The sequence below is a fragment of the Archangium violaceum genome, assembly GCF_016859125.1.
Taxonomy (GTDB): Bacteria; Myxococcota; Myxococcia; order Myxococcales; family Myxococcaceae; genus Archangium; species Archangium violaceum_A.
In genome coordinates this window covers 6,381,428-6,403,294 of sequence record NZ_CP069338.1, presented here as the reverse complement: position 1 = coordinate 6,403,294, position 21,867 = coordinate 6,381,428, and the positions used below count along the sequence as shown (strand labels likewise).

The window sequence follows — 21,867 nt, the reverse complement described above, 5'->3', positions numbered from 1 at the left end:
CTACTTGGACTCCCAGCTCAACTTGAGCTCGAGTCCAAGATTTCCCAGGTTGCCGAAGGTGTTCTCGGTACGCTCGTTGTCCCACTGAAGCTGCGCGGAAAGGCGGTTGTCGAAATGGTACTCGGCACGCGCGCGTGTTCCGCGCCCGCTGACGGGTTGCGTCACTCCAATCTTAAGCTGCTCCGTGAGGAACTTCGACTCCAACCGGGCAGTTGGTTCCGCCTGCTGGGTGGCGTCGTTGTAGGTGGTGGAGATCTGCAGGGACAGGTCCTTGAGGACCGGGTTGTTGGGTAGGAAGCGCTGCACCTGCCGATCCAACCCGGACATGTTGAAGAAGGCCTCCGCGGCCAGACCCACGCTGGCCGAGGCCGCCGTCTCCCTGTCCGTGCTCGTCAGTCCCAGGGTGAGAAGGGAGATGACGTCCCCCTCGGGCAGGCCCGGCTCCGAGGTGAGGAGCACCTGGGGAGCAGCCGGGCGACCGAAGGCATGCAGTTTCACCTGGTATTCACGCACCTGGGCCTGGGCGCGCAGGTCGAACACGGGGTCGATGCCGTAACGATCCTGGAATTCGATCTGCCCGCGGTTGATGGTGAACTGGTTGTTGCGGAAGAAGGCCTGACTGCCCTCGTCGGTCTCCACGGTGCCGAGGACGCCCGGGCGGACGTTGGTGCCGGTGAGCCGCAACGACCCGAGCAGCCGCGCGCGGGCCAGGTTGTTGTCCACGCGCACGTCACCCAGGTGCATGCCGACGTCGAAGGTGAGGTACTCGCGGGGCTTCTCCGTGGGCGTGGGCAGCACGGTGCGCCGGGCGAGCCGCTTGAGGATGTCGTCCAGCTCCAGGCCGCGGCGGTAGCGCAGGTTGCGGATGTCCAGGGCGCCGCCCAGGCGCAGCGCGTCCGGGTTGCCGGTGAGCCACAACTGCCCCGTGGTGTTGAAGGGCAGGTCCTCGTGGAAGCGCATGGCCACGTCGGTGAGGGAGAGGTTCAGGCTCACGTCCGAAGGACGGAAGTCGACCAGGTGCACCTCGCCGCTGGCCTGCATGCGGCCCTCGTTGAGCAGGCCCTCCAGGGACTCCAGGAGGATGTGCTGCGCGGTGAACTCCACCCGTCCGGACACCTCCCGTGCCGACAGGGGCTGGTCGCGCAGGGACAGCTTCGCGTCGAAGATACGGGCCGTCCCCGCCAGGGACGGGTTGCGCGGGCTGCCACCCGCCACGGCGTTGAGCTCCACGCGACCGTCGGTGCGCACCAGCATCGGTGAGAGGGACTCGAGCAGGCTCAGGTCCATGGTGCCGCGCAGCAGCAGCTCCATCTTCTCGAACCCCACCCACCCGGCCGCGGACAGCTCGGTGTCCGGCCCTCGGAAGGTGAAGGAGGGCACGTCCAGCCGTCCGTTCGCGTAGCTCAGCGAGATGGGCCCATCGTTGGCGCCGGAGAGCTCTCCTCGCGAGAGGGTGAGCCGCTCCACCGTGGCGTTCATCTGGATGGCCTGCGCGTTCTTCAGCGCGCCCTGCGCCCGCACCACCGCCTTCACCGAGCCGGACAGCTCCTTGGTGAAGTCGTTGGCGGGCAGCAGCGGGCGGATCTCCGGCAGCTCCAGCGTCACCGCCGCGTCGAAGGGGTATGGCTCCTTCACGCGCATCCACAGGATGCCGCTCGTGTCGCGCGAGGGGCGGCCGGCCACCTGCAGCTCGCGCCCTTCCAGACGCGCCTCGAGCCCCATGTTGCCCAGGTTGCGGTCGGCGAACGTCACCTGTGGGCCCCACACCCGCGCCGTCGTCACCGGCACGTCCGTGTTGCCCGACACCGCGCCCTCCAGGGCCAGCAGGCCCTGCACGCCCAGGCGCTTCGCCGACTCCGGGCCCAGCATCTCCGCCAGGGACAGGTTCTCGCCTCCGAAGCGGTAGTCCAGGGCGCCCTCCTTGGGCCCGGAGAAGAAGAAGCTGCCCTCCACCCAGGTGAGACCCAGCGGGCCCTCGAGCACGGTGCGCTCCAGCACCATGGCCTTGCCGTCCTCGAAGCGCAGCCGGGCCGAGCCGTCGCCCATGCGCCGCCCGTAGTACGTGGTGTCCTTGAAGTCGAGCGCCACCAGCCCCTCGAATTGATCCACCGGGCTGTCGATCTCCACCCGGCCCGACACCTCGCCCTGCACCGGCCCCTGCACGACGGAGAGGGTGGAGCTCAGCGGGGCGATGATGTCGATCAGATCCTCGGTGCGGCCCCGCGGCACCACCACCTCGGCCCGCGCGTGCAGCGAGCGCCCGAAGGTGAGCGCCGCGGTCCCGAAGTACTGGGTGCGCCCCTTCTGCCCCGAGAGCGTGGGGAAGCCCAGCACCTTGTCCGCGTACGTCACCTTGCCCTGCACCACGCCCAGATCGAAGTCCCAGAACTCGAAGTCGCGCAGCGACACGTTCGCGCCGATCTTCACGTCCGAATACGGCCCTTCGATGAAGGTGCTCGTCGAGCCGCGCCCGGACCACTCGAGCCCCGCGATGTGGCCGAAGTCGGACAGGTCCACGTCGCCGTGGGCATTCACCAGCAGACCCTTCTGCGAGTCGTAGAAGAGCGTCACCTCGCCGCCGATGCGCGAGCGGCCCGATTCGATCTGGATATCGGTGAAGTTGACGCGATCCCCCAGCAGCGACACGTGGGTGCGCACGTGGCCCCGCTCGTAGGTGAGCAGGGTGCTGCCGGTGTCCACGGGCGCGTCGAAGGCGCGCGAGGCCAGCATGAAGCGGCCGTGGCGCAGGTCCAGGTCGCCCGACAGGTTGGGCCGGGGCAACAACGTGCCGGACAGGTGGACCTTCGCCGAGGCCGGGAAGTCCACCCAGGAGCCAGCCAGCCCCGCCTTCTCCAGGATGCGCCCGAACGAGGCGTCATGGGTCTCCACGTCCACGTCCACCGGCAGCCCCGGACGGAGCGAGAAGGAGCCCGTGATGCGCGCGTCTCCCGAGCCGATGGGGAGGGTGAGCTCCTCCACCGTCACCTGGTCGCCAGCGTAGGCCAGCCGCGCCGTGAACGAGCCCGGGGCGAACTTGTCGTAGGCGAGCCCGCTGCCCGACAGCTCCACGGACACGCTGGGCGCCGCCGGGCGGCCATTCATCGTGAGGCGCGTCCAGAGGTGCCCCTGGGCCGGCTTGGGCAGCAGCCCCGCGCGAGACAGCGTGCGCAACGGCAGGAACACCTGGGCGTCCAGCGCGAGCACCGGCTCGCAGAGCTGCTCCACGCGGCCGGAGATATTCACCGTCACGTCATCCAGCGCCACCTCGGCGCGGTCCACCTCCAGCAACTCCTCCTCCACGTCCAGCCCACCCGAGAGCGCCAGCCGTCCCAGGGCGAGCTCCTGTCCGGGGCCCAGCCGCACCAGGCCGCGCCGGGCCTCCACCTCGAACTCCTCCTCGCCCCAGCGCTCGCGCAGGCTCACGTCCAGCTCGGACACCTCCACCTGCCGGCCCTCGGGCAGCACCAGCCGCACCTCCGCGCCGGTGATGGCCAGCCGGGACAGGCGCAGCCGCCGCAAGGGCTTGAGCGGGCACACCCCCGGCTCTTCCTTGGAAGTACCGCGGGGACGAGACAGGTCCAACGCGAGCCGCGGCCGGTTCACCTGCACGAAGTCGATGGCGAGCTGACCCGAGAACGGGTTGGGCAGACCGAGCTGCACCTCGGCCAGGTCCGCGGCGAGCAGGGGCGTATCCGCGCCCTTCTCGAAGACGGACACGCCGCGGAGGATGAGCCGCTGGCCGAGCGGATCCACCTCACACCGCCCGATGCCCACCTCCACCCCGAGCAGCGTGGGCAACTGGCGCCGCGCCTGTGTGCACAGCCCGTCCCAGGCGATGCGCGTACGAAGGAACAGCACCGTCCCCAGCACGAGCACGAGGACGATGAGCCATAGGGGCGCCTTGCGTGCACCCGGCTGCCTGTTCCTTGGGACCAAAACCGCTACAGCTTACCCAGTCCCTCGAGGTAGCGATCGATCTCCGCGAGGTCCACCTTCGCACTGCCGCCTGCCCGACTGCTCCCATTGGCCGCCAGGGCGGGCTTCTGTTGGCTCTCCGGCTGCGTCGAGCCCTGCAACCCCAGATTGTCGGCGATGCGATGGATGAGCTTGTCGCCGATGAGCTGCTCACGAGCCAGGAAGGCCTCGAAGAGGGCGTTGTCGCAGATGCTGTTGATGACGCGCGGGGTGCCGCCCGAGCGCTGGTGGACGGCCACCAGGGCCTCGGCGGTGAAGGGCAGGCGCGGGGAGCCGGCCAACCGCAGGCGGTGCTTGATGTAGGCCTCGGTGGACTCGGAGGTGAAGGGCTCCAGCTTGTAGCGGAGCGCCACGCGCTGGGCGAGTGGCGGGTCCAGCTTGAGGTTCTTCTCGATGTCCGGCAGGCCGAAGAAGACGAAGGAGATGAGCTTGCGCTCGGGGACCTCCAGGTTGAGCAGACCCCGGAACTCCTCCATGAGCTCGCGCGTCTCCAGCATCTGGGCCTCGTCGATGAGGACGACGGCCTTCTTGCCGGACTCGTAGATTTGAAGCAGCCGCTGGTAGAGCTGGGACAGGAGGGCCAGCTTCTCCTGGGCCGGGTTCTCCACGCCCAGCTGCAGGGCGATGCGCCGCAGCAGCCAGTTGGCGGTGATGCCCGAGTGGATGATGACGAGCAGCGCGGCCTCGTACTCGGACTCGGGCAGCGAGTCGAGCATGCGCCGCGCCAGCGTCGTCTTGCCCGCCCCGATGTCACCGATGAGGATGGACAGGCCCTTCATGTAGCTGACCGAGTGCATGAGCCGGGTCAGCGCCTGGGAATGCTGGGCCGAGTTGTAATAGAAGCGACTCACCGGAGCGTTGGAGAAGGGCTCCTGGGTGAGCTCGAAGTAGTCGAGGTAGGTGGTCATGGGCTCGGCGAACCTCGGACTGCGCTAGACGTAGCCTACCTTACGCGGCTTGGCCGCACTCGCGGGGGCTGGCGCCGCCGGAGCCGCGGGAACGGGCATTCGGGCCCCCGAGGGAGGAGCCCCATGAGTTGCCGCCTTGGGCAGCGGATCCGCCACCGGGGACGTGGTGGCGGCCAGTCGCTCCACGTGGCCGGAGACCTCGCGGAACTTCGGGTCGAGCGCGGCTACGCGCTGGAAGTGGTAGAGGGCCTTGCCCGCGTCGCCCACGGCCTCGTGAGCCATGGCCAGCTCGAAGCCGATGGCCTTGGCCACCTCGCCGGTGGCGTGCTCGCTGGCGAGCGCCTGCTTGAAGGTGACCACCGCCGCGCCGGCATCACCCCTCTGGGCCTGCAGCAGGCCGATCATCGTGAGGCAGTCCACCTCACGCTTCTTGCCCATGCAGCCCTCGCGCGCCACGGAGAACTCGTTGAGCGCGTCGTCGATGAGGCCCATCTCGCGGTAGGCGATGCCCAGGTCGTAGTGGGTGTCCACGTCCTCGGGCTTGACCACCTTGGCGAGGCCCTTCTTGAACTCGGCGAAGACCTCCTCGACCGAGTACTGGAAGTCCTCCTCGACGGCGGACGCCGCGGGCTGCTCTCCACCCAGATCGCCGAACTCGCCGGCCAGTTCCGCCGCCAGGTCGAACGCATCGCGCTCGGCGGGGGACTCGCCCAGGGCGGGGACCGCGGGCACGGAAACCGCCTGGGTCTCCTCCTCGGGCTCCTCGGCCTCCGGGGAACCGCCGGACTCGAGCGTCTCGAGCCGGGCCATCAGCTCTTCCGCGCGCGCATGGCCCGGGAAGGCGATCATCACCGTCTCGAGGATCTCCCGCGCCTCCTCGAGGAGGCCCTGATCCAGGAAGAAGCTGGCCTCGTCGCACTCCTCACCGGCCGGCTCCTCCTGCGGCTCCTCGACCACGGGAGCGGGCTGGGGCTTGGGCGGCGCCTTGGCGACAGGAGCGGGCTGGGCCTTGGCGGGCGCCGGCGCCGCCTTGGCGACAGGAGCGGGCTGGGCCTTGGAGGGCGCTGGCGCCGCCTTGGCGACGGGCGCGGAGGCCTGGGGCTGAGCCTTGGGCGCGGCGGCCTGCGGCGGGGCCTTGGGCGTGGCCTTGGGAGCCACCACCACGGGCGCGGGCACGGGCTCTGGCTCCTCGAGCTCGTAGGAACCGAGCGCCGGTGTATCCACCGGGGTGCCCTCTTCCACGGAGTCGAACGGGTCCGTCTCCAGGGGGAGCGGCGACACCCGCGTGGGCAGGTCGTCGTCCGGCTCGGGGAAGGAGGAAGCGTCCGAGAAGGAGTCCTGGAGCAACTGCGCCGAGGGCTGCGACACCTGCGTCGGCAACGGCTCGTCGTCGCCGAGCGCCAGCGGGGCACCGGCGTCCGCCAGCAGCGGCTCGTCCTCCTCGGCGGAGGCGACCACCAGCGCGGCGTCGTCGTCCGAGCCCACGGGCTCCATGAAGACGGTGGTGGCCTCCTCGGGCTCGTCACCCGCGCCGAAGAGCGGCTCGTCGCCAGACACCACCCCGACCGGCTCGTCCGCGAGCACCACCCCCTCGTCGGAGTCCGCGGGAATGCCGAACTCGCCGGGGAGGATCTGCCCGTCCTCCTCCTCCGCGCTGCTCGCGGAGACGAGGGCCAGTTCGTCCCCCGGCGGGTGCTCCAGGGCATCCGCGGGCGCGTCGGCGACGACGACCTCGTCGTCGTTGGAGTCCACGAGGATGGCGTCCTCGCCCACCGTCTCCACCTGCGCCCCCATGACCGGCGCCGCCGAATCCGACTGCAGCACGGCCAGGAAGGCAGGCACCTCGGGGTGGCCGGGGTTCTGCTCGAGGATGGTGGCCAGGTACGGCTGGGCGCGCTGCACCTCCGCGCGGCGCGTGCACAGGCGCAGCACGTTCAGCAGCTGCTCGCCGGCCTGGGCCGCGTTCCCGGAGGCGACGTAGATGTGGTACGCCTTCTCGTGCGCGTCGAGGTTCTCCGGGTCCACCGCGAAGATCTTCCGCAGGTGCTCGAGCGCTTTATCGTGCAGGCCGTATTTGACGTAGACTTCCGTCTCCGTCAGCAGCTTGGAGAACTGATCCTTGCCGGCCGGGGCTGGAGCCGCCGGAGCGGGCGCGGCGCTGCTCGGAGCAGGAGCCGGAGCGGGCGGAGCCGCGGTCACCGGAGCCTTCGCGACGGGAGCGGGCTGGGGAGCTGGGGCGGGCGTGGGGGCCTGGACCGGAGCCGGAGCGGGGGCCTGGACCGGAGCCGGAGCGGGGGCCGCGCTGGCCCCTTCCGCCTTGTACGCCGCCAGATCCGCGTCAGAGGGATCCAGCTCGGCGACACGGTTCCAGATGTTGGCCGCGTCCTGGTTGCGACCGCGCTCCTGGTAGACCTTGGCCAGCTCCTTGTAGACGGAGATGGTCTTGGCCGTCTGCCCGAGCCCGTGGAAGGCCTGGGCCAGCATGTTGAGCGTCTCGACGTCGCGCCCGTCCGCCTTGAAGCACACCTGGAGCCGGGCCAGCGCGCGCTTCTGATCCCCGCGTGACAGGTACTGCTGGGCCAGATCCTTGGCCAGCGCGACGTTGTCCGGATCCAGAGTGGAGAGGCGCTCGGCCACCCGGAACCAGTCATCCATCCGGTTGTTGCGCTTGAGGTACTCGGCGGCCTTCTTGAACTCCTGGGTGGCCTCGCGCGTCAGGTTCTCGCGCGCGTACAGCTCGGCGAGCTTGATCTTCGACGCCACGTTCTCGGGGTCGAGATCCACCATCTTCTTGAGCGTATCCAGGGAATTCTTGACGTCGCCGGACTTCTCGTAGTGGTTGGCGACGATCTGGAAATACGCCATGGCCTCGGACATCAGTCCGAGCTGCTGATGGAGCTCCGCCAGCTTGAGGTTGACGTCCAGCAGGTTGGGGTTGAGCTTGAGGACCTGCTTGTAGAGGGCAACGGCCTTCAGGAAGAAGCCGTCGGCCGAGTAGCCCTCGGCGACCTTGGTGAAGTAGTGGGCCGCCTGAACGTTGTCGTTCTTCTTCTGGTACAGCTCCCCCATCTTCTGGAGGACACGTCCGTCCTTGGGATCGACCTCCAGGACCTTCTGGTATTCCTTGATGGCCTTGTCGTAGGCGCCCTTCGCGACGAGCTTGGCGGCGGCTTCGATGATCTTGTTCTTGTCCATCGAGCGTGGGCTTCCTGCCGAGCGAAACCCCCGGAAAGTCTGGGGTTTCTGCTTCCTTCAAGGAGACTACGAGGGAGGCCCGAGGCTAGCGGAATCATCCCTCGCGGGTCAAGGAATCCACCCGCCACAACCCCCTTTGGGATCAGGGGGTTGCGCGATGAGCAGGCAAGGAACCGTCAGGGAGTTTCCTCGATCGCCTTGCGCAGCCGGTGGGTGCCCGTCTCGGACGCCAGCAACCGCTCCACGAAGCGCGTGTCGTAGTTGCCCTCGACGAAGGACTCCTCCGCCAGCGCCGCCCGGTGGAACGGGATGTTGGTGCGGATGCCCTGCACCACGTACTCGCCCAGCGCCCGCTGCATGCGGCGGATCGCCGTGGGCCGATCCTCCGCGTAGACGATCAGCTTGGCCAGCAGGCTGTCGTAGTACGGCAGCACCGTGTAGTTCTCGTACGCACTGGAATCCACACGCACGCCATAACCACCGGGAGCGCTGTAGGCGGTGATCTTCCCCGGCCAGGGCGCGAAGGTGACGGGGTCCTCGGCGTTGACGCGGCACTCGATGGCGTGGCCGCGCATCTGGATGTCTTCCTGCTTGCGCTTGAGCGGCTCACCCGAGGAGAGCTTGATCTGCTCGCGGACCAGGTCGACGCCGGTGACGAGCTCGGTCACCGGGTGCTCCACCTGGATGCGGGTGTTCATCTCCATGAAGTAGAAGCGCCCGTTCTCGTCGAGCAGGTACTCGATGGTGCCCACGTTGTTGTAGCCGAGCTTCTCCATCGCGCGGATGGAGACCTCGCCCATCTGCTGGCGCAGCTCGGGGGTGAGCGCCGCCGAGGGGCTCTCCTCGATGAGCTTCTGGTGGCGCCGCTGGACGGAGCACTCGCGCTCACCCAGATGGATGATGTGCCCGTGCTCGTCGGCCACGATCTGGATCTCGATGTGGCGCGGCTTCTCCACGTACCGCTCGATGTAGAGGTCGCCGTTGCCGAAGGACGCCACCGCCTCGGCCGCCGCCGTGGCGAAGGCCTGCGCCAGCGCGTTCGGCTCGCGGACGATCTTCATGCCCTTGCCGCCACCACCGGCCGCCGCCTTGAGGATGACCGGGAAGCCGATCTCCTTGGCGAAGGCCTCGGCCTCCTTCGGATCCTTCACCGTGCCGATGCTGCCGGGCAGCAGGGGCAGGCCCGCCTCGCGCGCCGCGTTGCGCGCCCGGACCTTGTTGCCCATCAGCGAGATCATCTCCGGCCGGGGGCCGATGAAGTGGATCTTGCAGTCCCGGCACACCTTGGCGAACTCGGAGTTCTCCGAGAGGAAGCCGTAGCCCGGATGGATGGCGTCCGCGCGAGTGATCTCCGCCGCGGAGAGCAGCTGCGGGATGTTGAGGTAGCTCTCCTTGGAGGGCGGTGGGCCGATGCACACCGACTCGTCGGCGAACCGCACGTGCAATGCATTGGCGTCCGCCGTCGAGTGCACCGCCACGGTGGCGATGCCCAGCTCGCGGCAGGCGCGGATGACCCGCAGGGCAATCTCCCCGCGGTTGGCGATCAGCACCTTCTTGAACACGATGTCGTGCCTCCGCAGGGCGTCAGACCGCCCGCGTATGTCAGACCGGCTCGATGCGGAACAGCGCCTGGCCGAACTCGACCGGCTGCCCATTCTCCACGAGGATCTCCGCCACGCGACCCGCCACGTCGGCTTCGATCTCGTTCATTAGCTTCATGGCCTCGATGATGCAGAGCACCTGCCCCTTCTTCACCACCGAGCCCACGTCCACGAAGGCGGGCTGGTCCGGGGCGGGCGTCCGGTAGAACGTCCCCACGAACGGGCTGGTGACGAGGTGCCCGGGCTTCTCGGCCGCCGCGGCCGCGGAGGCCGGAGCCGGAGCCGCCATGGAGGCCGGCGCCGGAGCCGCCACGGAAGGAGCAGCCGCCACCATGGGGGCGGCTGCCACCACCGGAGCAGGGCTCACCGAGGGCGAGACCGGGGCCGCGTGCACGATGGTGGGCGCGGGCACGGGGCCACGGCGGATGAACAGCCGCTCCTCCCCGCGCTGCCACACGAGCCGCGTCACCTCGGAGGCCTCGAGGATGTTTACGATCTCCCGGAGCGCATCCACGTCCAGGGACGTGGTGTTGCCCTCCACACGGACGCTACCCGCCTCCTCGGCGGGCGCGGACAGCGTTCGAACTGCCTTGCGCTTGGTTGCCAATTCTGTCCCCTCCCTGAAGCGCGATGGAGCGACTAGCCTGCGGTGGCCACGCGCGTGAGGTACTTGCCGTCGCGCGTGTCGATCTTGAGGACGTCACCCTCGTTGATGAAGAGCGGCACGTTGACGACGTAGCCCGTCTCCAGCGTGGCGGGCTTGAGCGCGCCGGACACCGTGTCGCCACGCACGCCGGGATCGCACTTGGTCACCTTCAGGTCCACCGAGTTCGGCAGGGTCACGCCAATGGCCTTGCCGTTGTAGAACATGATGGCGGCGTTGACGTTCTCCTTGAGGAAGTTCTTCGACTCCCCGAGCACGTCCGCGCTGATGAACGTCTGCTCGTAGTTCCGGGTGTCCATGAAGTAGTAGTCGCCGCCCTGCTCGTAGAGATACTGCATGTCCTTCTCTTCGATGTCGGGCTTGCCCACCTTGTCGCCGGACTTGAAGGTCGGCTGGAGCACGCGGCCGGAGAGCAGGCTGCGGATGGACGTGCGCACGAAGGCCGAGCCCTTGCCCGGCTTGACGTGCTGGAACTCGACGATCTCGAACGGCTCACCGTCAACTTCGATCTTCATGCCCTTGCGGAACTCGGACGTATCAATCACACCGGCCATGAACGGCTCCTTCGGACAGCTTGAAAAGTCCGGGGTGTCTAGCCGATGGGGCCGCGCCTTGCAAAGTGGAAAGGCGCGGCGCGCTGCGCCGTCAGCCGTCCAGGCTACAGCTCAGCGCGGATCTTGGGGGCGGTCACCCGGAGGACGTATCTGCCCTTTCCATAGTTACCGTCCGCCCGGAGCGCCAGCACCAGGAAGTATTCCGGGGAGACGAGGCGCATCAGCGTCAGCACGTGCTCGCTGTTGACGCTGACCTCCTGCACCTCTCCCGTCTTGAGGGCCTCGGCGGCCTGGCGGAGCTGACCGAGCAGGTTGGCGTACTCCACCCAGGCGCCATTGAGCTCCAGCTCGGCCGCCTCCTCCTTCTGATGGGTGTCCACGGCGATGCCGTCGAAGCCCATCACACTACAGGCCAGGGCCCCGTCTACCTGGTTGACCACCGACTCGAGGTGCGTGCGGAAGGACATGGCTGCTGGCTTGTAGGAGGCTCAGGAGAGCGGGTCAAGAGTCAGGAGCCGGGATTCACGCAGGTGATGGGGCCGTCCATGCCGGGGATCCCACACGTCCCGCTGTAGACCTCATCATCAGCACAGGCAGGGAGCGTGGTGGCGAACACGGTGACGGGGAAGGTGAACTTGTTGCTCTTCACCTTCTGGCCACTGCTCGTATAGCCCTCAGCATAGATCGTGGAGAGGACGGTCACCGACTCGTCACCGGCCTGCACCTGCTCCTGCAGCGCCGCGAGTGCCTTCGCGCCGAACGTATACATGAAGAGGTAGCTCTCGTCGGGGTCCGTCTCAGGACGGAAGACGGCGTAGATGGGGACGCGATCCTCCTCATCCGCAGGCAGCCGCACACCCGGCCTCGACGCCTGATAGGAGTAGACCAACTCGGTCAGGATGATGTCACCGAGCCCGGTATTCGTAACCGTCTTCCCATCGATGACGATGGGCTGATTCACGGTATTCGTCTCGACGCTCGGAGCAATCAGGTAGTTGCCATAGCCGGCCAGGTCGAGGCTTCCACGGGTGATGAATCTATCCGCTGCGGCCGTGCAGCCATCATTGGCCTCCAGCGCGCGGGTATTGAGGAAGCGCACGGGCGCATCTCCCTGATTGGCCACACAGCCCACGGGTGCCATGGCCAGCACCGCAACCACCATCAATCGCTTCATGGACATCGACTCCCTCGATGGCTCGAAAGATACCGGCTACAGAGACTGAGCAATCGTCTGCCGGTTGAGGATTCGCGGCGTGATGAAGATGAGCAACTCCTGGCGCTCATCACGCTCGCGGTGATTCTTGAACAGAAAACCCAGCACCGGAATCTTCGACAGGAAGGGCACCTGATTGCTCTGGCTGCTACCACGGCGGACGTAGATGCCACCGATGACGGTGGTATCGCCGTCCTTCACCAGCACCTGGGTGTTGGCCTCCTTGCGCTGGATGGCGGGCTGGCCGTTGGCTCCCGTGTTGGACGGATCCGGCTGGTTGTTCTGCGCGTTGATGGTCATCAGGATGCTGCCGTCCTGGGTGATGTGCGGCGTCACCTCGAGCGACAGACGCGCTTCGACGAAGGTGGTGTTGGCACCGGACGCGGACACCTGGCTGAACGGGATGGACACACCCTGGCTGATACGCGCGGTGTTGTTGTCCAGCGTCGTCACCTTGGGTGCAGAGATGGTCTTCACCACACCCTCGGCCTCCGCCGCGGACAGACGCAGGTTGAGGGTGAGCGCGCCACCGGCGGAGCCGAAGACGAAGCCCAGCGCACCACCGAGACCCGGACCGGCACCCACCGGCAGGTTGACGGCGTAGTTGGGACTCTCGGCGTTACCGACACCGGTTCCTGCCGAGCCACCCGTCACGACGGCGGTGTTGGGGAAGATGAGCCCGGTGGGATTACCCGTGGCCGGCGCGGCCGAAGCCTGACCACCCCACTGAACGCCCAGTTCGCGGCTGAACGAGGTGTTGGCCTCCACGATGCGGCTCTCGATGAGCACCTGCGGCGTCTGCGTGTCCAGGTTGCGTACCAGCGCCCGGGCCTTCTCGATGTTGGCGCGCACGTCCTTGACGATGAGCACGTTGGTCCGCGCGTCCACCGTCACCGACCCGCGCTCGCTCAGCACGTCCTTCACGCGGGAGGACATGTCGCCGGCCGTCGCGTAGTTCACCGGGATGAGGTTCACCAGCAACTCCTCCTGCGCGATGAGCGACTTCTTTCGCTCCTGGCGCAGCTTGGCCTCCTCCTCCAGCGTCTTCAGCGGGGCCACGCGGAGGATGTTGCCGATCTCCTCCTTGCCCAGCGACTTGGTGCGCAGGATCAAATCCAACGCCTGATCCCAGGGCACGTTGCGCAGGCGGATGGTCACCTTGCCGCTGACGTCATCGGCGACCACGATGTTCTTCTTGGAAATCTCCGCGATGACGCGCAGCAGGTTCTGGATGTCGATGTCCTTGAACTCGAAGGACACCTTCTTGCCGCGGTAACGGGCCTGCTGGGGCGCGCCCTCGGAAGCGTAGGTGGGCGCCTCGGCGGTGAAGCCGGCGGTGCGCTGGGTGACGGTCACCTGCTCCGTCTTCACGCCCTTGACGTTGAGCCGCCAGGACAGGCCACCCGCCACCTGGCTCACGTTCTCATCGATGGCGCCATCCGCGGCCACCACCAGGCGAACCCGGTTGCCCTCGCCAGGCACCGAGAAGGCGCTGATCATCTTCACCGGCGTCTCCAGCGCGCTGGTGTCCAGGCTGCGCTCGAGCCGCCGCGGCAGCTTCGCGTTCTCCAGGGTCAGCACCGCGCTGCGGGGATCCGGCCGCTCCACCTTCCAGGCCACCGCGCCCGACAGCTTCAGGTTCACCCGACCACCGGACTCGTTCTCGTCGAAGGTCACGTCCTTGACGTCCACCGGCGCCGGCCGCGCGTCCACGGGCGTGGTGCGCAAGGGCGCGTTCTCGGCCACCACCTTCTCGGGCGTATCGACCGGAGCGGCGGGTTTGCGGGCCACCTTGCCCCCGAGCACCACCGCCAGACCACTGCCGGTGCGCTCCACGCGGTACGCGGGCATCTCGTCGCGAACGTCGAGCACCAGTCGCACCTTGTCCGAGTGAGCGCCCACGCGCAGGTCCTTCAGAGGACCCGAGCGCACGCGCGGCGCACGGGCGGCCAGCCCCACGCCGTACACGTCCACCGCGAGCCGCGGAGGATCCGCCAGCTCCAGGACCTCGTAGCGGGAGACCTCGCCATCCGCGCGGATGTTCAGCGTGCCACGGGCGAAGGACAGTCCGGTGATGCGGCGGGCCGGGTGCGCCACGTCGCGCTCGTCCGCCTCGGCCGCCACCACGTTCTCGGGCAGCGCGGCGGCGGGCTTCTTCTCACGCGGCTCGGCCACGACGGCCGGCCGCGGCGCGGGAGCCACCGCCGGAGCGGGCTCGGCCCTGGCCACGGTGGCGGGCTCGGGCTTCACCTCCGGCTTCGGCTCGACCGCGGGTGCGGCCTTCGCCTCGGCCGCGGGCGTGGAAGCCGCTGCTCCGTCCACGGAGATGATGACCCGATCACCCTCGGCGCGCACGTCGTACTGCGCGGCCTGGTGCAGGGCCACCAGCACCCGGCCCACGCTGGCGCGCTCATCCGAGAACTGGGAGGCCACCACTCCGGCCACCGGTCCCTGTCCGTTGTGGTGTCCCTTGATGCCCGTGGCGTCCGCCGACGAGAGATCCACCACCAGCCGCTCCGGGCCACTCAGCCGGAAGACGGTGAAGGTGGGTGCCCGTGTGCCGGTCACCACGACCTGGGCGCCAGCTCCCGTCTGCACGACCTTCAGGTCGCGCAGCGTATTGAGCTCGGCGGCCTGGGCCCCGACACCCACGATGGCGACCATCAACGCGGCCACCACGCTCATCAACTTGCCCCTCGTCACAACGCTCACCTCGAGCATGCTTCCCCTCAACAAGTTGCAATGGGGCACGGGAACCCGTCCGACCGGTTCCCGGCTCGCCGGGTGCCTACGGCTCCCAGTTCTTGCCCGTCATCAGGTCGTAGGCAGGATCCACCCGGCCCTCTTGCTTCAACTCCATCTTCACCGGGTTGTAGACCACCCGCTCCGGCGTGGTGATCGTCTCCGTGATGATGACCTCGTCGCGAAGGATCTGCGTCACCTTGCCGCCCGCGCGGCCCAACCGGGTGTTGCGACGCACGATGTGGCCACGCCCCATCGGGTCCTCCACCATGGCCATCGGGTTGGCGTCACCGGTCACCACCGCCACCAGCTTGAGCTGGTCGATATCCCACTGGCACAGCGGCTCGTTGCAGGCCGACATCTGCTGGCCTGCCTGCGGAGCCTCACGCACCATGTCCTCGACGGGACTGCGGAACGGATCCCGCTTCCCCACCGGGTTGTAATTATAGACGTACGTGGACACGGAGGCTACCGGGGTCTCCGCGGCCTTCTCCTTGGGGGCGGTCTCCGCCTGGGCGCGCTTGGGCGCAGCCGCAGGCCGAGCAGGCCGCGATTCCTCGCCGCAACCCACCAAAGAGAGGGCCAAGGCCCCCGAGATGAACATGGAATGGAACGTCTTCATCCTCTGATCCCCTTGTCGCCCCATTTCCAGGACCGATCAAGTTTCCGCGACTACTTCTTCTTCTTGGCCCCGGGCTTGCCTGGCTCGGCCGGCTTCGCCGCGACGAAACGGAACGTGGTGGCCAGGAACGAGCTGTTGAGCATCACCTTTTCGTTCTTCAGCTTGGCCCCATCGAGCTTGATGTTGTTGACGTTCACGATGCGCCGCATGGTCGAGACCTCCTGCAGGAACATCGCGATCTCATGGTAGTTGCCGCTCACCACCATCTTGATGGGGATGCGCGCGAAGAAGTCACTGCCACCCACCGTCTCCGGGCCGGGCTCCACGCGGGCGATCTCCAGCCCCGCCTTCTTGCCAATGTCGTTGAGCTGCGCGAGCAGCTCCTCGACGTCCTTGTTCTCGGGCAACTCGGTGAGGGCCTCGGCGAGCTTCTGCTCCAGCACGTCCATCTCGCGCCGGCGCTCGTTGAGGTTCTGGGCAATCTCACTCTTCTCCGCCAGCTCCAGGTCCAGCTTGCGCTGAGCCGCGACCTGCGTCTCCATCTGCTGCTCCAGCGGCTGGATGACGAAGAAGAAGTTGGCGGCGGTCATCAACACCACCACGGCCGCCAGCCCGCCGAACTTCACCGCGGGGGGCGCCTTCACGATCTTGTCGAGGTACTTGTCCATCGCGCCGGTTCCTCTCAGATGGCGTAGTTGGCGGTGAGGGTGATGTCGAAGTCCACTGTGGACAGTTCACCCGCCCTGGTGCCCTTCTGCTCGGTCTTCTTCAGGTCCACGTTGGAGAAGAAGGGCTTGATGTCGCCCACCGGGAACTCCTCGATGGAGGCCTCGGCCGCCACCAGCTCCACGCGCGACGTCTTGGCCTCACGGCGCTGCTCCACCAGGCGGCCGATCCCCTTGGGCGTCCACACCATGCCGTTGAGGTTGCGCATCAGCTCGGCCACATCATCGTGGCTGATGGCCGAACCCGCCAGCTTCACGGCGCCACGCTCCTCGTTGAAGGTCTTGATCCAGGCCTTCTTCGGCAGCGAGGTGGACAGGGCGTCCAGCATGCGCACGGGACCGGAACGGCCCCTGCGCAACTCGTCCAGCACGGCCAGCTTCTTCTCCACCTCGGCCTTGCGGGTGTTGATGTTCTTCACCTCGCCGATGGTCTTGTCCAGGTCGGCGATGCGCTGACGGGTGGTGGCCAGGGCCTTGGCCTGCCTTTCCACCACGTCATTGCGGTCGGAGTACCAGAAGAAGTTGCCTCCGCCCGCGCCGAGGATCACCAACGCGAAGAGGGCCAGGATCTGCCGGCCCATCTCCCGCTGCACTTTCTTGCGGACGGGCAACAGGTTGATGCGGATCATCATGTGAGTCGGTCCTTCGAAAAGAGGGGGAGATCAGCCGAGCTTGTCACCCGGGCGGCGCAACGCCAGGCCCACGGCCACCGCTGCCATCGGCGCCACCTCCATGATGAAGGCGGGGTCGAACTTGCGGTTGTCCACGTCGATCTTCCGGAAGGGGTTGAGGATCTCCACCGGCACGCCCACACGCGATTCGATGGTCTTGAACAGCGCCGGAATCTTGGCGGTTCCACCGGAGAGGTAGACCTTGGTGAAGTTGGCATCCACCGCGGTGCCCGCGTAGAAGTCCAGCGAGCGCTGGATTTCACCGGACACCTGCTCGGCCACGCTCGTCAGCACCCGCTCCACCTCCTGGGGAACGACCGCGTCCGAGTCGCCACGGGTACCGCCGATCTTCAGCGCCTCCGCCTCCTCGTAGGAGACGTTGAGCTGCTTCTGGATCTCCTCGGTGAACTGGTTGCCACCGATGGTCACGTCACGGGTGAACACCGTGATGCCGTTGGAGATGATGTTGATGTTCACCACCGAGGCGCCCGCGTTGATGAGCACCACCGTCTCCTTGTCGGGGACGTCGTAGTTGGAGGCGAACATGTTCTGGACGGCGAAGGCGTCCACGTCCACCACCACCGGCTGCAGCCCCGACTCGGAGACCACCGTGGTGTAGTCGTTGATCATGTCCTTCTTGGCCGCGACCAGGAGCACGTCCATCTGGCCGGTGGCGTCATTGCCCCCCGCGTCCAGGATCTGCGTGTCGATGTTCACGTCCTTGACGTCGAAGGGGATGTACTGCTCCGCCTCCCACTGGATGCTCTCCTCGAGCTCCTCCTGGCTCATGCGGGGCATCTGGATCTTCTTGATGATGACCGAGTGGCCGGAGACGCCGATGGCGACCTCCTTGTTCTTGATCTTCAGCTCGGTCATCAACTCCTGCAGCGCCTGCACGATGGCGGTGGAGTTCATGAGCGCGCCGTCGACGATGGCCTCGGGAGGCAGCGGCTTCATCCCAAAGCTCTGCAGCGCGTAGCTCACCTGGCCACGCTTGCGCTGCTCCTTGAGCAGGATCATCTTCACCGAGGTCGATCCGATATCGAGACCGAGAGCCAGCTTTCCCTTCGCCATACAGTCGTTGCTCCGTGGAGGGGCCACCAGCGTAGCACCGGCCCGCGAGCCCTCCTAAAAAGTGCTCCGCGCCTGCCCGCTCAGCAGGCGGCCAATCTGTCCCCCGAACGTCCACGGCGGTGCACCCACGCCGCTCTGACAAGCCGATTTTCCGGCCTGGGACGCGTTTCGTCAAATCGCCCTCCCCCGCGGCTCGTCCACTGCCGCACGGGCAGTCAGCCTCGCTCGCCCTCGGCGTCCGCGTCGATTCCGTATTCCTTGATTTTGTACAGCAGGGCCCGATGGCTGATCTCCAGCACTTCGGCGGCCCGGGTGCGGTTGCCCCGGGTCCGGCGCAGGGCGGCGCGGATGTAGGACTCCTCCAGGTCCCGGATGGCCTGTTTGAGTGACAGATTCGTATCGGCCGCGGGGTGGGAGGGGGCCGAGGCCGGCACGATGGCCGGAGGAGGCGGCGAGGACCAGAGCCGCTCTGGCAGGTTCTGCGGGAGGATCAGCTCCGCCTCGGCCAGCAGGACGGCACGCTCCATGGCGTTCTCCAGCTCCCGCACGTTTCCGGGCCAGGAGTAGGAGGCCATCAGCGCCTCGGCCTCGGGGGTGAGGCCCCGAACGGGAGGCTCACGGTTGAGCTCGCGGTTGAAGCGCGCGAGGAAGGCCCGCGCCAGCAGCGGAATGTCTCCAGGGCGCTCGCGCAGCGGGGGGACGCGCACGTTCACCACGTTGAGCCGGTAGTAGAGGTCCTCGCGGAACTCGCCCCGCTCCACCAGGCGGCCCAGATCGCGCAGCGTGGCGGCGATGACGCGCACGTCCACCTTCTCCGCGCGGTTCTCCCCCAGCGGACGGATTTCCCCCTCCTGGAGCACACGCAACAGCTTCACCTGGGCGGGCGGGGGCAGTTCCCCCACCTCGTCGAGGAAGAGCGTGCCGCCATCCGCCTCGCTGAAGAGGCCGCGCCGGGCGGTGCGCGCGTCCGTGAAGGCGCCCTTCGCGTGACCGAAGAGCTCGCTCTCGAGGAGGCCCGCGGGGATGGCCCCACAGTTGACGGCGACGAAGGGCATGGCGGACCGGGGCGAGCGCGCGTGCAGGGCCCGCGCGACGAGCTCCTTGCCCGTTCCACTCTCACCCGTGATGAGGACGGTGGTGCCCACCGGCGCCAGCCGCTCCACCTGCCGCATCACCACCCGCATGGGCTCGCTCTCGCCGAGGATGCCCTCGCCGGACACGGAGCCACCGGCCCCCTGCAGGCGCCGGTTCTCGCGCAGCAGCCGCTCGCGCTCCTCTGCCTTGCGCAGGACGAAGACGATCTCCTCGGGCTTGAAGGGCTTGCGGACGTAGTCGTACGCACCGGCGCCCACCGCCTCGAGCGCCTGCGCCTGAGAGCCGTACGCGCTCATCACCACCACCGTCAGCCCCGGGTGCTCGCTCAAGGCCTGGCGCAGCAGGGACAGGCCGTCGCGCCTGGGCATGCGCACGTCACACAGCAGCACGTCATAGCCGCGCGCGGACAGCTCGCGCAGGGCCTCCTCGCCATCGGCCACGGCCCGTACCTCGTAGCCCAGCCCGGACAACACCAGCGTGAGGACATGACGGACGGAAGGCTCGTCGTCAGCGACGAGGATGCTGCGGAAGAGGGCCATGAGTGCCCCTCTAGAAGTAGCCCACTCCGGGGCGCACGGCCAGCTTCCACCTCAGAGGCCCGGCAGGCGCACGGAGAAGCGAGCCCCTCCACCCGGGACGTTCTCCGCCGTCAGCCGCCCGCCCATCCCCTCCGTCAGGTGCAGCGACACGGCCAGTCCCAGCCCCGTGCCCTGCCCGGGTGCCTTGGTCGTGAAGAAGGGCTCGAAGAGGTGCGGCATCACCTCCGCCGGAATGCCGGCCCCCGTGTCCTCCACCATCAACAGGACGTCCCCTCCCTCACTCCAGGTGGAGAGCCGCACGACCCCCTGCCCTCCCATGGCCTGCACCGCGTTGAGCAACAGGTTGATGACGATCTGTGACAGCGGGCCGGAGTCCGCCCGCGCGAGCAGCCCGGGCGTGAGCGCCAGGCACACGTCCACCTGCGAGAAGTCCCGCCCGGCCTTCACGAGCTGCACGCACGTCTCCACCACGTGCCCCACATCCACCGGTCCCAGCCGCTCCCAGCCCGGACGGCCGATCTCCAACAGGCCCCGCACGATGCCGTCGATGCGCTGCACCTCATGATCGATGCGCGCGAGGTACTCCTGCACCTCGGAGTCCTTCACGCGGGCACCGGCCAGGGAGAGATAGCCGAGGATGCCCGCCAGCGGGTTGCCCACCTCGTGGGCGACGCCCGCGGCGAGCCGGCCCACGGTGGCCAACCGCTCCGCCGAGACGAGCTCTGTCTGAGCCTGGGCCAGGCGTGCGTTGGCGGCACGCAACGCCTCCATCTGGCGCAGCGTGGTCTCCTGCTCCCCCTGGAGCGCCACCATCATACGGGAGAGCGCCCGCTGGATGCGCGAGAGCAACGGCCCCGGGCTCTCCGGCAACGACACGTCCAGTTCCAACCGGCCGAGCTGCTCCACCACATCCTCGGTCCGCCGCAGGGGCCGGCCCACCATGAAGTCCAAGACTCCGTACGACATGAGGGTGAGCAGCAGCAGATCCCACGCCAGCAGGAACGGCAGCGAGCCGATTGTCCGAGCCAACGCGGAGGCTTCCGGCGAGCCATGCGCCGCGCACTGGCGCCCCGCCTCCATCAGTGCCAACAACGGCCGCTGAAGGGTGAGCCAGGTGAGGCCCGTCCCCACCACGCTCAGCAAGAAGGCGACGCTGGCGATCCGCCACTTCATCCGCGCCCGCCCTCCCTCACCGCACTCCCGACAGCAGCAGATCCAATGGCACCGGCAGCACCTCGCTCAGCCAGGGACCCAGCAGCATGATCTCGAGGGCCGCGAGCGACAGCCAGGGACCAAAGGGGATGTTGGTGGGGCCCGGGACCCAGTCGTCCTCCTCGCCCTCCCCCTTCTCTTCTCGTGCGTGATCCGCATCCGCGGACTCCGGCGCTGCTCCAGGCTCGCCCTCGGGAGGCACCTGCGCACTTGGGAGGGTGGAGGATGGCGGCTCCGAAGCCTCGGGCTCCGGCGCCGGTCCCGCCCGTCCGTGGATGAGCAACATCAGCGAGCCCACCACAGCACCCTGCAGCGAGGAGAGGAAGATGATGCCAAGCAGCGCCTTCCACGACAGGAAGGCCCCAAGGAGTGCGAGCAGATCCTTATCACCCGCCCCCAAGGCCTCCTTCTTGAAGATCTTCTCTCCTATCCACTCCATCGCCCAGAAGATGAGGAAGCCGGCTACCGCGCCGATGACGGAGTCGCGCAGCCGCTCCAGCCCCTGTGTCGCCGACAGCACCACGCCCGCGGCGATGCCCGGCCACGTCAGCTCGTGCGGAAGTATCCAATGCTCCAGATCAATGAAGGAGAGCGGCACCAGCAGCAGCACCAACACCAGGCCGGACACGAGCTCGGGGCTCCAACCAAAGCGGCGCTGGCAGGCGAGGAAGAGCACGCCGGTGAGCAGCTCGATGAGCGGGTAGCGCCAGGAGATGGGCAGGCCACACGAGCTGCAACGCGCGCGCAGGGCGATCCAGGACAGGACCGGAATGTTTTCGTACCAGGCGAGTTGGTGCCCACACCGGGGGCAACGCGAACGGGGCCGCACGATGCTCTCGCCCGCGGGCACGCGAGCGATCACGACATTCAGGAAACTGCCGAAGATCAGGCCCATGACGAAAACCAGCGCCACGGCCACGGCTTCCACCGCCTGGAGAGTCACGTTCTACGTCCCTTCATCCACGAGAAGCTCCGAGGCGCGCAGCATAGGGCCCGGGAGTGCACCGCGGGCAGACGATTCCTGTCACCCTGGTGACAAAAATTGGCACCCCTTTTTTGTCACCGCGTCTGGTGATC

At 67.8% G+C, this 21,867-nt stretch carries 16 protein-coding genes; all 16 read right to left on the bottom strand.

All coding sequences use genetic code 11. The features are described 5' to 3' along the window. Entirely contained in the window at positions 1 to 3,936 is a 3,936-nt protein-coding gene (locus JQX13_RS27360; RefSeq protein WP_203402427.1) for a translocation/assembly module TamB domain-containing protein, read from the bottom strand. A gap of 5 nt (positions 3,937 to 3,941) precedes the next feature. Beyond that, a complete protein-coding gene (locus JQX13_RS27355) occupies positions 3,942 to 4,883 on the bottom strand; it encodes an ExeA family protein (protein ID WP_203402426.1) in 942 nt (313 codons plus the stop codon). Between the two features lie 24 nt (positions 4,884 to 4,907). Beyond that, positions 4,908 to 8,078, bottom strand: a complete 3,171-nt coding sequence (locus JQX13_RS27350; RefSeq protein WP_203402425.1) for a tetratricopeptide repeat protein — start codon at positions 8,076 to 8,078, stop codon at positions 4,908 to 4,910. 176 nt (positions 8,079 to 8,254) lie between these two features. Then, positions 8,255 to 9,640 carry an acetyl-CoA carboxylase biotin carboxylase subunit gene (accC, locus tag JQX13_RS27345; RefSeq protein ID WP_203402424.1) on the bottom strand — a complete coding sequence of 462 codons (1,386 nt, stop codon included), beginning with the start codon at positions 9,638 to 9,640 and terminating at the stop codon, positions 8,255 to 8,257. A gap of 40 nt (positions 9,641 to 9,680) precedes the next feature. Next, on the bottom strand, positions 9,681 to 10,286 hold the full coding sequence (gene accB / locus JQX13_RS27340) for an acetyl-CoA carboxylase biotin carboxyl carrier protein (protein WP_203402423.1): 606 nt from the start codon (positions 10,284 to 10,286) through the stop codon (positions 9,681 to 9,683). Positions 10,287 to 10,318: 32 nt separating this feature from the next. Next, positions 10,319 to 10,897 carry an elongation factor P gene (efp, locus tag JQX13_RS27335; protein WP_203402422.1) on the bottom strand — a complete coding sequence of 193 codons (579 nt, stop codon included), beginning with the start codon at positions 10,895 to 10,897 and terminating at the stop codon, positions 10,319 to 10,321. A 104-nt stretch (positions 10,898 to 11,001) separates the two neighbouring features. Next, a complete protein-coding gene (locus tag JQX13_RS27330; RefSeq protein WP_203402421.1) occupies positions 11,002 to 11,364 on the bottom strand; it encodes a roadblock/LC7 domain-containing protein in 363 nt (120 codons plus the stop codon). A 41-nt stretch (positions 11,365 to 11,405) separates the two neighbouring features. Continuing rightward, positions 11,406 to 12,071, bottom strand: coding sequence for a hypothetical protein (locus JQX13_RS27325; protein ID WP_203402420.1), 666 nt, complete (start codon positions 12,069 to 12,071; stop codon positions 11,406 to 11,408). Positions 12,072 to 12,107: 36 nt separating this feature from the next. Further along, positions 12,108 to 14,831 carry a type IV pilus secretin PilQ gene (pilQ, locus tag JQX13_RS27320; protein WP_203402419.1) on the bottom strand — a complete coding sequence of 908 codons (2,724 nt, stop codon included), beginning with the start codon at positions 14,829 to 14,831 and terminating at the stop codon, positions 12,108 to 12,110. A gap of 67 nt (positions 14,832 to 14,898) precedes the next feature. Continuing rightward, a complete protein-coding gene (locus tag JQX13_RS27315; RefSeq protein WP_203402418.1) occupies positions 14,899 to 15,474 on the bottom strand; it encodes a pilus assembly protein PilP in 576 nt (191 codons plus the stop codon). Between the two features lie 50 nt (positions 15,475 to 15,524). Continuing rightward, positions 15,525 to 16,142, bottom strand: a complete 618-nt coding sequence (locus tag JQX13_RS27310; RefSeq protein ID WP_203402417.1) for a type 4a pilus biogenesis protein PilO — start codon at positions 16,140 to 16,142, stop codon at positions 15,525 to 15,527. Between the two features lie 14 nt (positions 16,143 to 16,156). Then, positions 16,157 to 16,831 (bottom strand): PilN domain-containing protein, encoded by a 675-nt coding sequence (locus JQX13_RS27305; protein ID WP_203402416.1) that lies wholly within the window; start codon positions 16,829 to 16,831, stop codon positions 16,157 to 16,159. A gap of 30 nt (positions 16,832 to 16,861) precedes the next feature. After that, positions 16,862 to 17,944: a type IV pilus assembly protein PilM gene (gene pilM, locus JQX13_RS27300; protein WP_203402415.1), complete on the bottom strand. Its 1,083-nt coding sequence runs from the start codon at positions 17,942 to 17,944 to the stop codon at positions 16,862 to 16,864. 215 nt (positions 17,945 to 18,159) lie between these two features. Beyond that, a complete protein-coding gene (locus JQX13_RS27295) occupies positions 18,160 to 19,578 on the bottom strand; it encodes a sigma-54-dependent transcriptional regulator (protein ID WP_203402414.1) in 1,419 nt (472 codons plus the stop codon). A gap of 51 nt (positions 19,579 to 19,629) precedes the next feature. After that, complete coding sequence (locus tag JQX13_RS27290; RefSeq protein ID WP_203402413.1) at positions 19,630 to 20,751, bottom strand: sensor histidine kinase; 1,122 nt, start codon at positions 20,749 to 20,751, stop codon at positions 19,630 to 19,632. Between the two features lie 16 nt (positions 20,752 to 20,767). After that, a complete protein-coding gene (locus tag JQX13_RS27285) occupies positions 20,768 to 21,685 on the bottom strand; it encodes a prepilin peptidase (protein WP_203412232.1) in 918 nt (305 codons plus the stop codon). Positions 21,686 to 21,867 lie beyond the last annotated feature (182 nt).

What these genes read in the sequence shown, in the direction of transcription:
- JQX13_RS27310 (WP_203402417.1), bottom strand. Translation starts at nt 16,142, where the DNA reads ATGGACAAGTACCTCGACAAGATCGTGAAGGCGCCCCCCGCGGTGAAG.
- JQX13_RS27350 (WP_203402425.1), bottom strand. Translation starts at nt 8,078, where the DNA reads ATGGACAAGAACAAGATCATCGAAGCCGCCGCCAAGCTCGTCGCGAAG.
- JQX13_RS27285 (WP_203412232.1), bottom strand. Translation starts at nt 21,685, where the DNA reads ATGGGCCTGATCTTCGGCAGTTTCCTGAATGTCGTGATCGCTCGCGTG.
- JQX13_RS27305 (WP_203402416.1), bottom strand. Translation starts at nt 16,831, where the DNA reads ATGATGATCCGCATCAACCTGTTGCCCGTCCGCAAGAAAGTGCAGCGG.
- pilQ (WP_203402419.1), bottom strand. Translation starts at nt 14,831, where the DNA reads ATGCTCGAGGTGAGCGTTGTGACGAGGGGCAAGTTGATGAGCGTGGTG.
- pilM (WP_203402415.1), bottom strand. Translation starts at nt 17,944, where the DNA reads ATGGCGAAGGGAAAGCTGGCTCTCGGTCTCGATATCGGATCGACCTCG.
- JQX13_RS27315 (WP_203402418.1), bottom strand. Translation starts at nt 15,474, where the DNA reads ATGAAGACGTTCCATTCCATGTTCATCTCGGGGGCCTTGGCCCTCTCT.
- JQX13_RS27355 (WP_203402426.1), bottom strand. Translation starts at nt 4,883, where the DNA reads ATGACCACCTACCTCGACTACTTCGAGCTCACCCAGGAGCCCTTCTCC.
- JQX13_RS27290 (WP_203402413.1), bottom strand. Translation starts at nt 20,751, where the DNA reads ATGAAGTGGCGGATCGCCAGCGTCGCCTTCTTGCTGAGCGTGGTGGGG.
- efp (WP_203402422.1), bottom strand. Translation starts at nt 10,897, where the DNA reads ATGGCCGGTGTGATTGATACGTCCGAGTTCCGCAAGGGCATGAAGATC.
- JQX13_RS27325 (WP_203402420.1), bottom strand. Translation starts at nt 12,071, where the DNA reads ATGAAGCGATTGATGGTGGTTGCGGTGCTGGCCATGGCACCCGTGGGC.
- JQX13_RS27330 (WP_203402421.1), bottom strand. Translation starts at nt 11,364, where the DNA reads ATGTCCTTCCGCACGCACCTCGAGTCGGTGGTCAACCAGGTAGACGGG.
- JQX13_RS27295 (WP_203402414.1), bottom strand. Translation starts at nt 19,578, where the DNA reads ATGGCCCTCTTCCGCAGCATCCTCGTCGCTGACGACGAGCCTTCCGTC.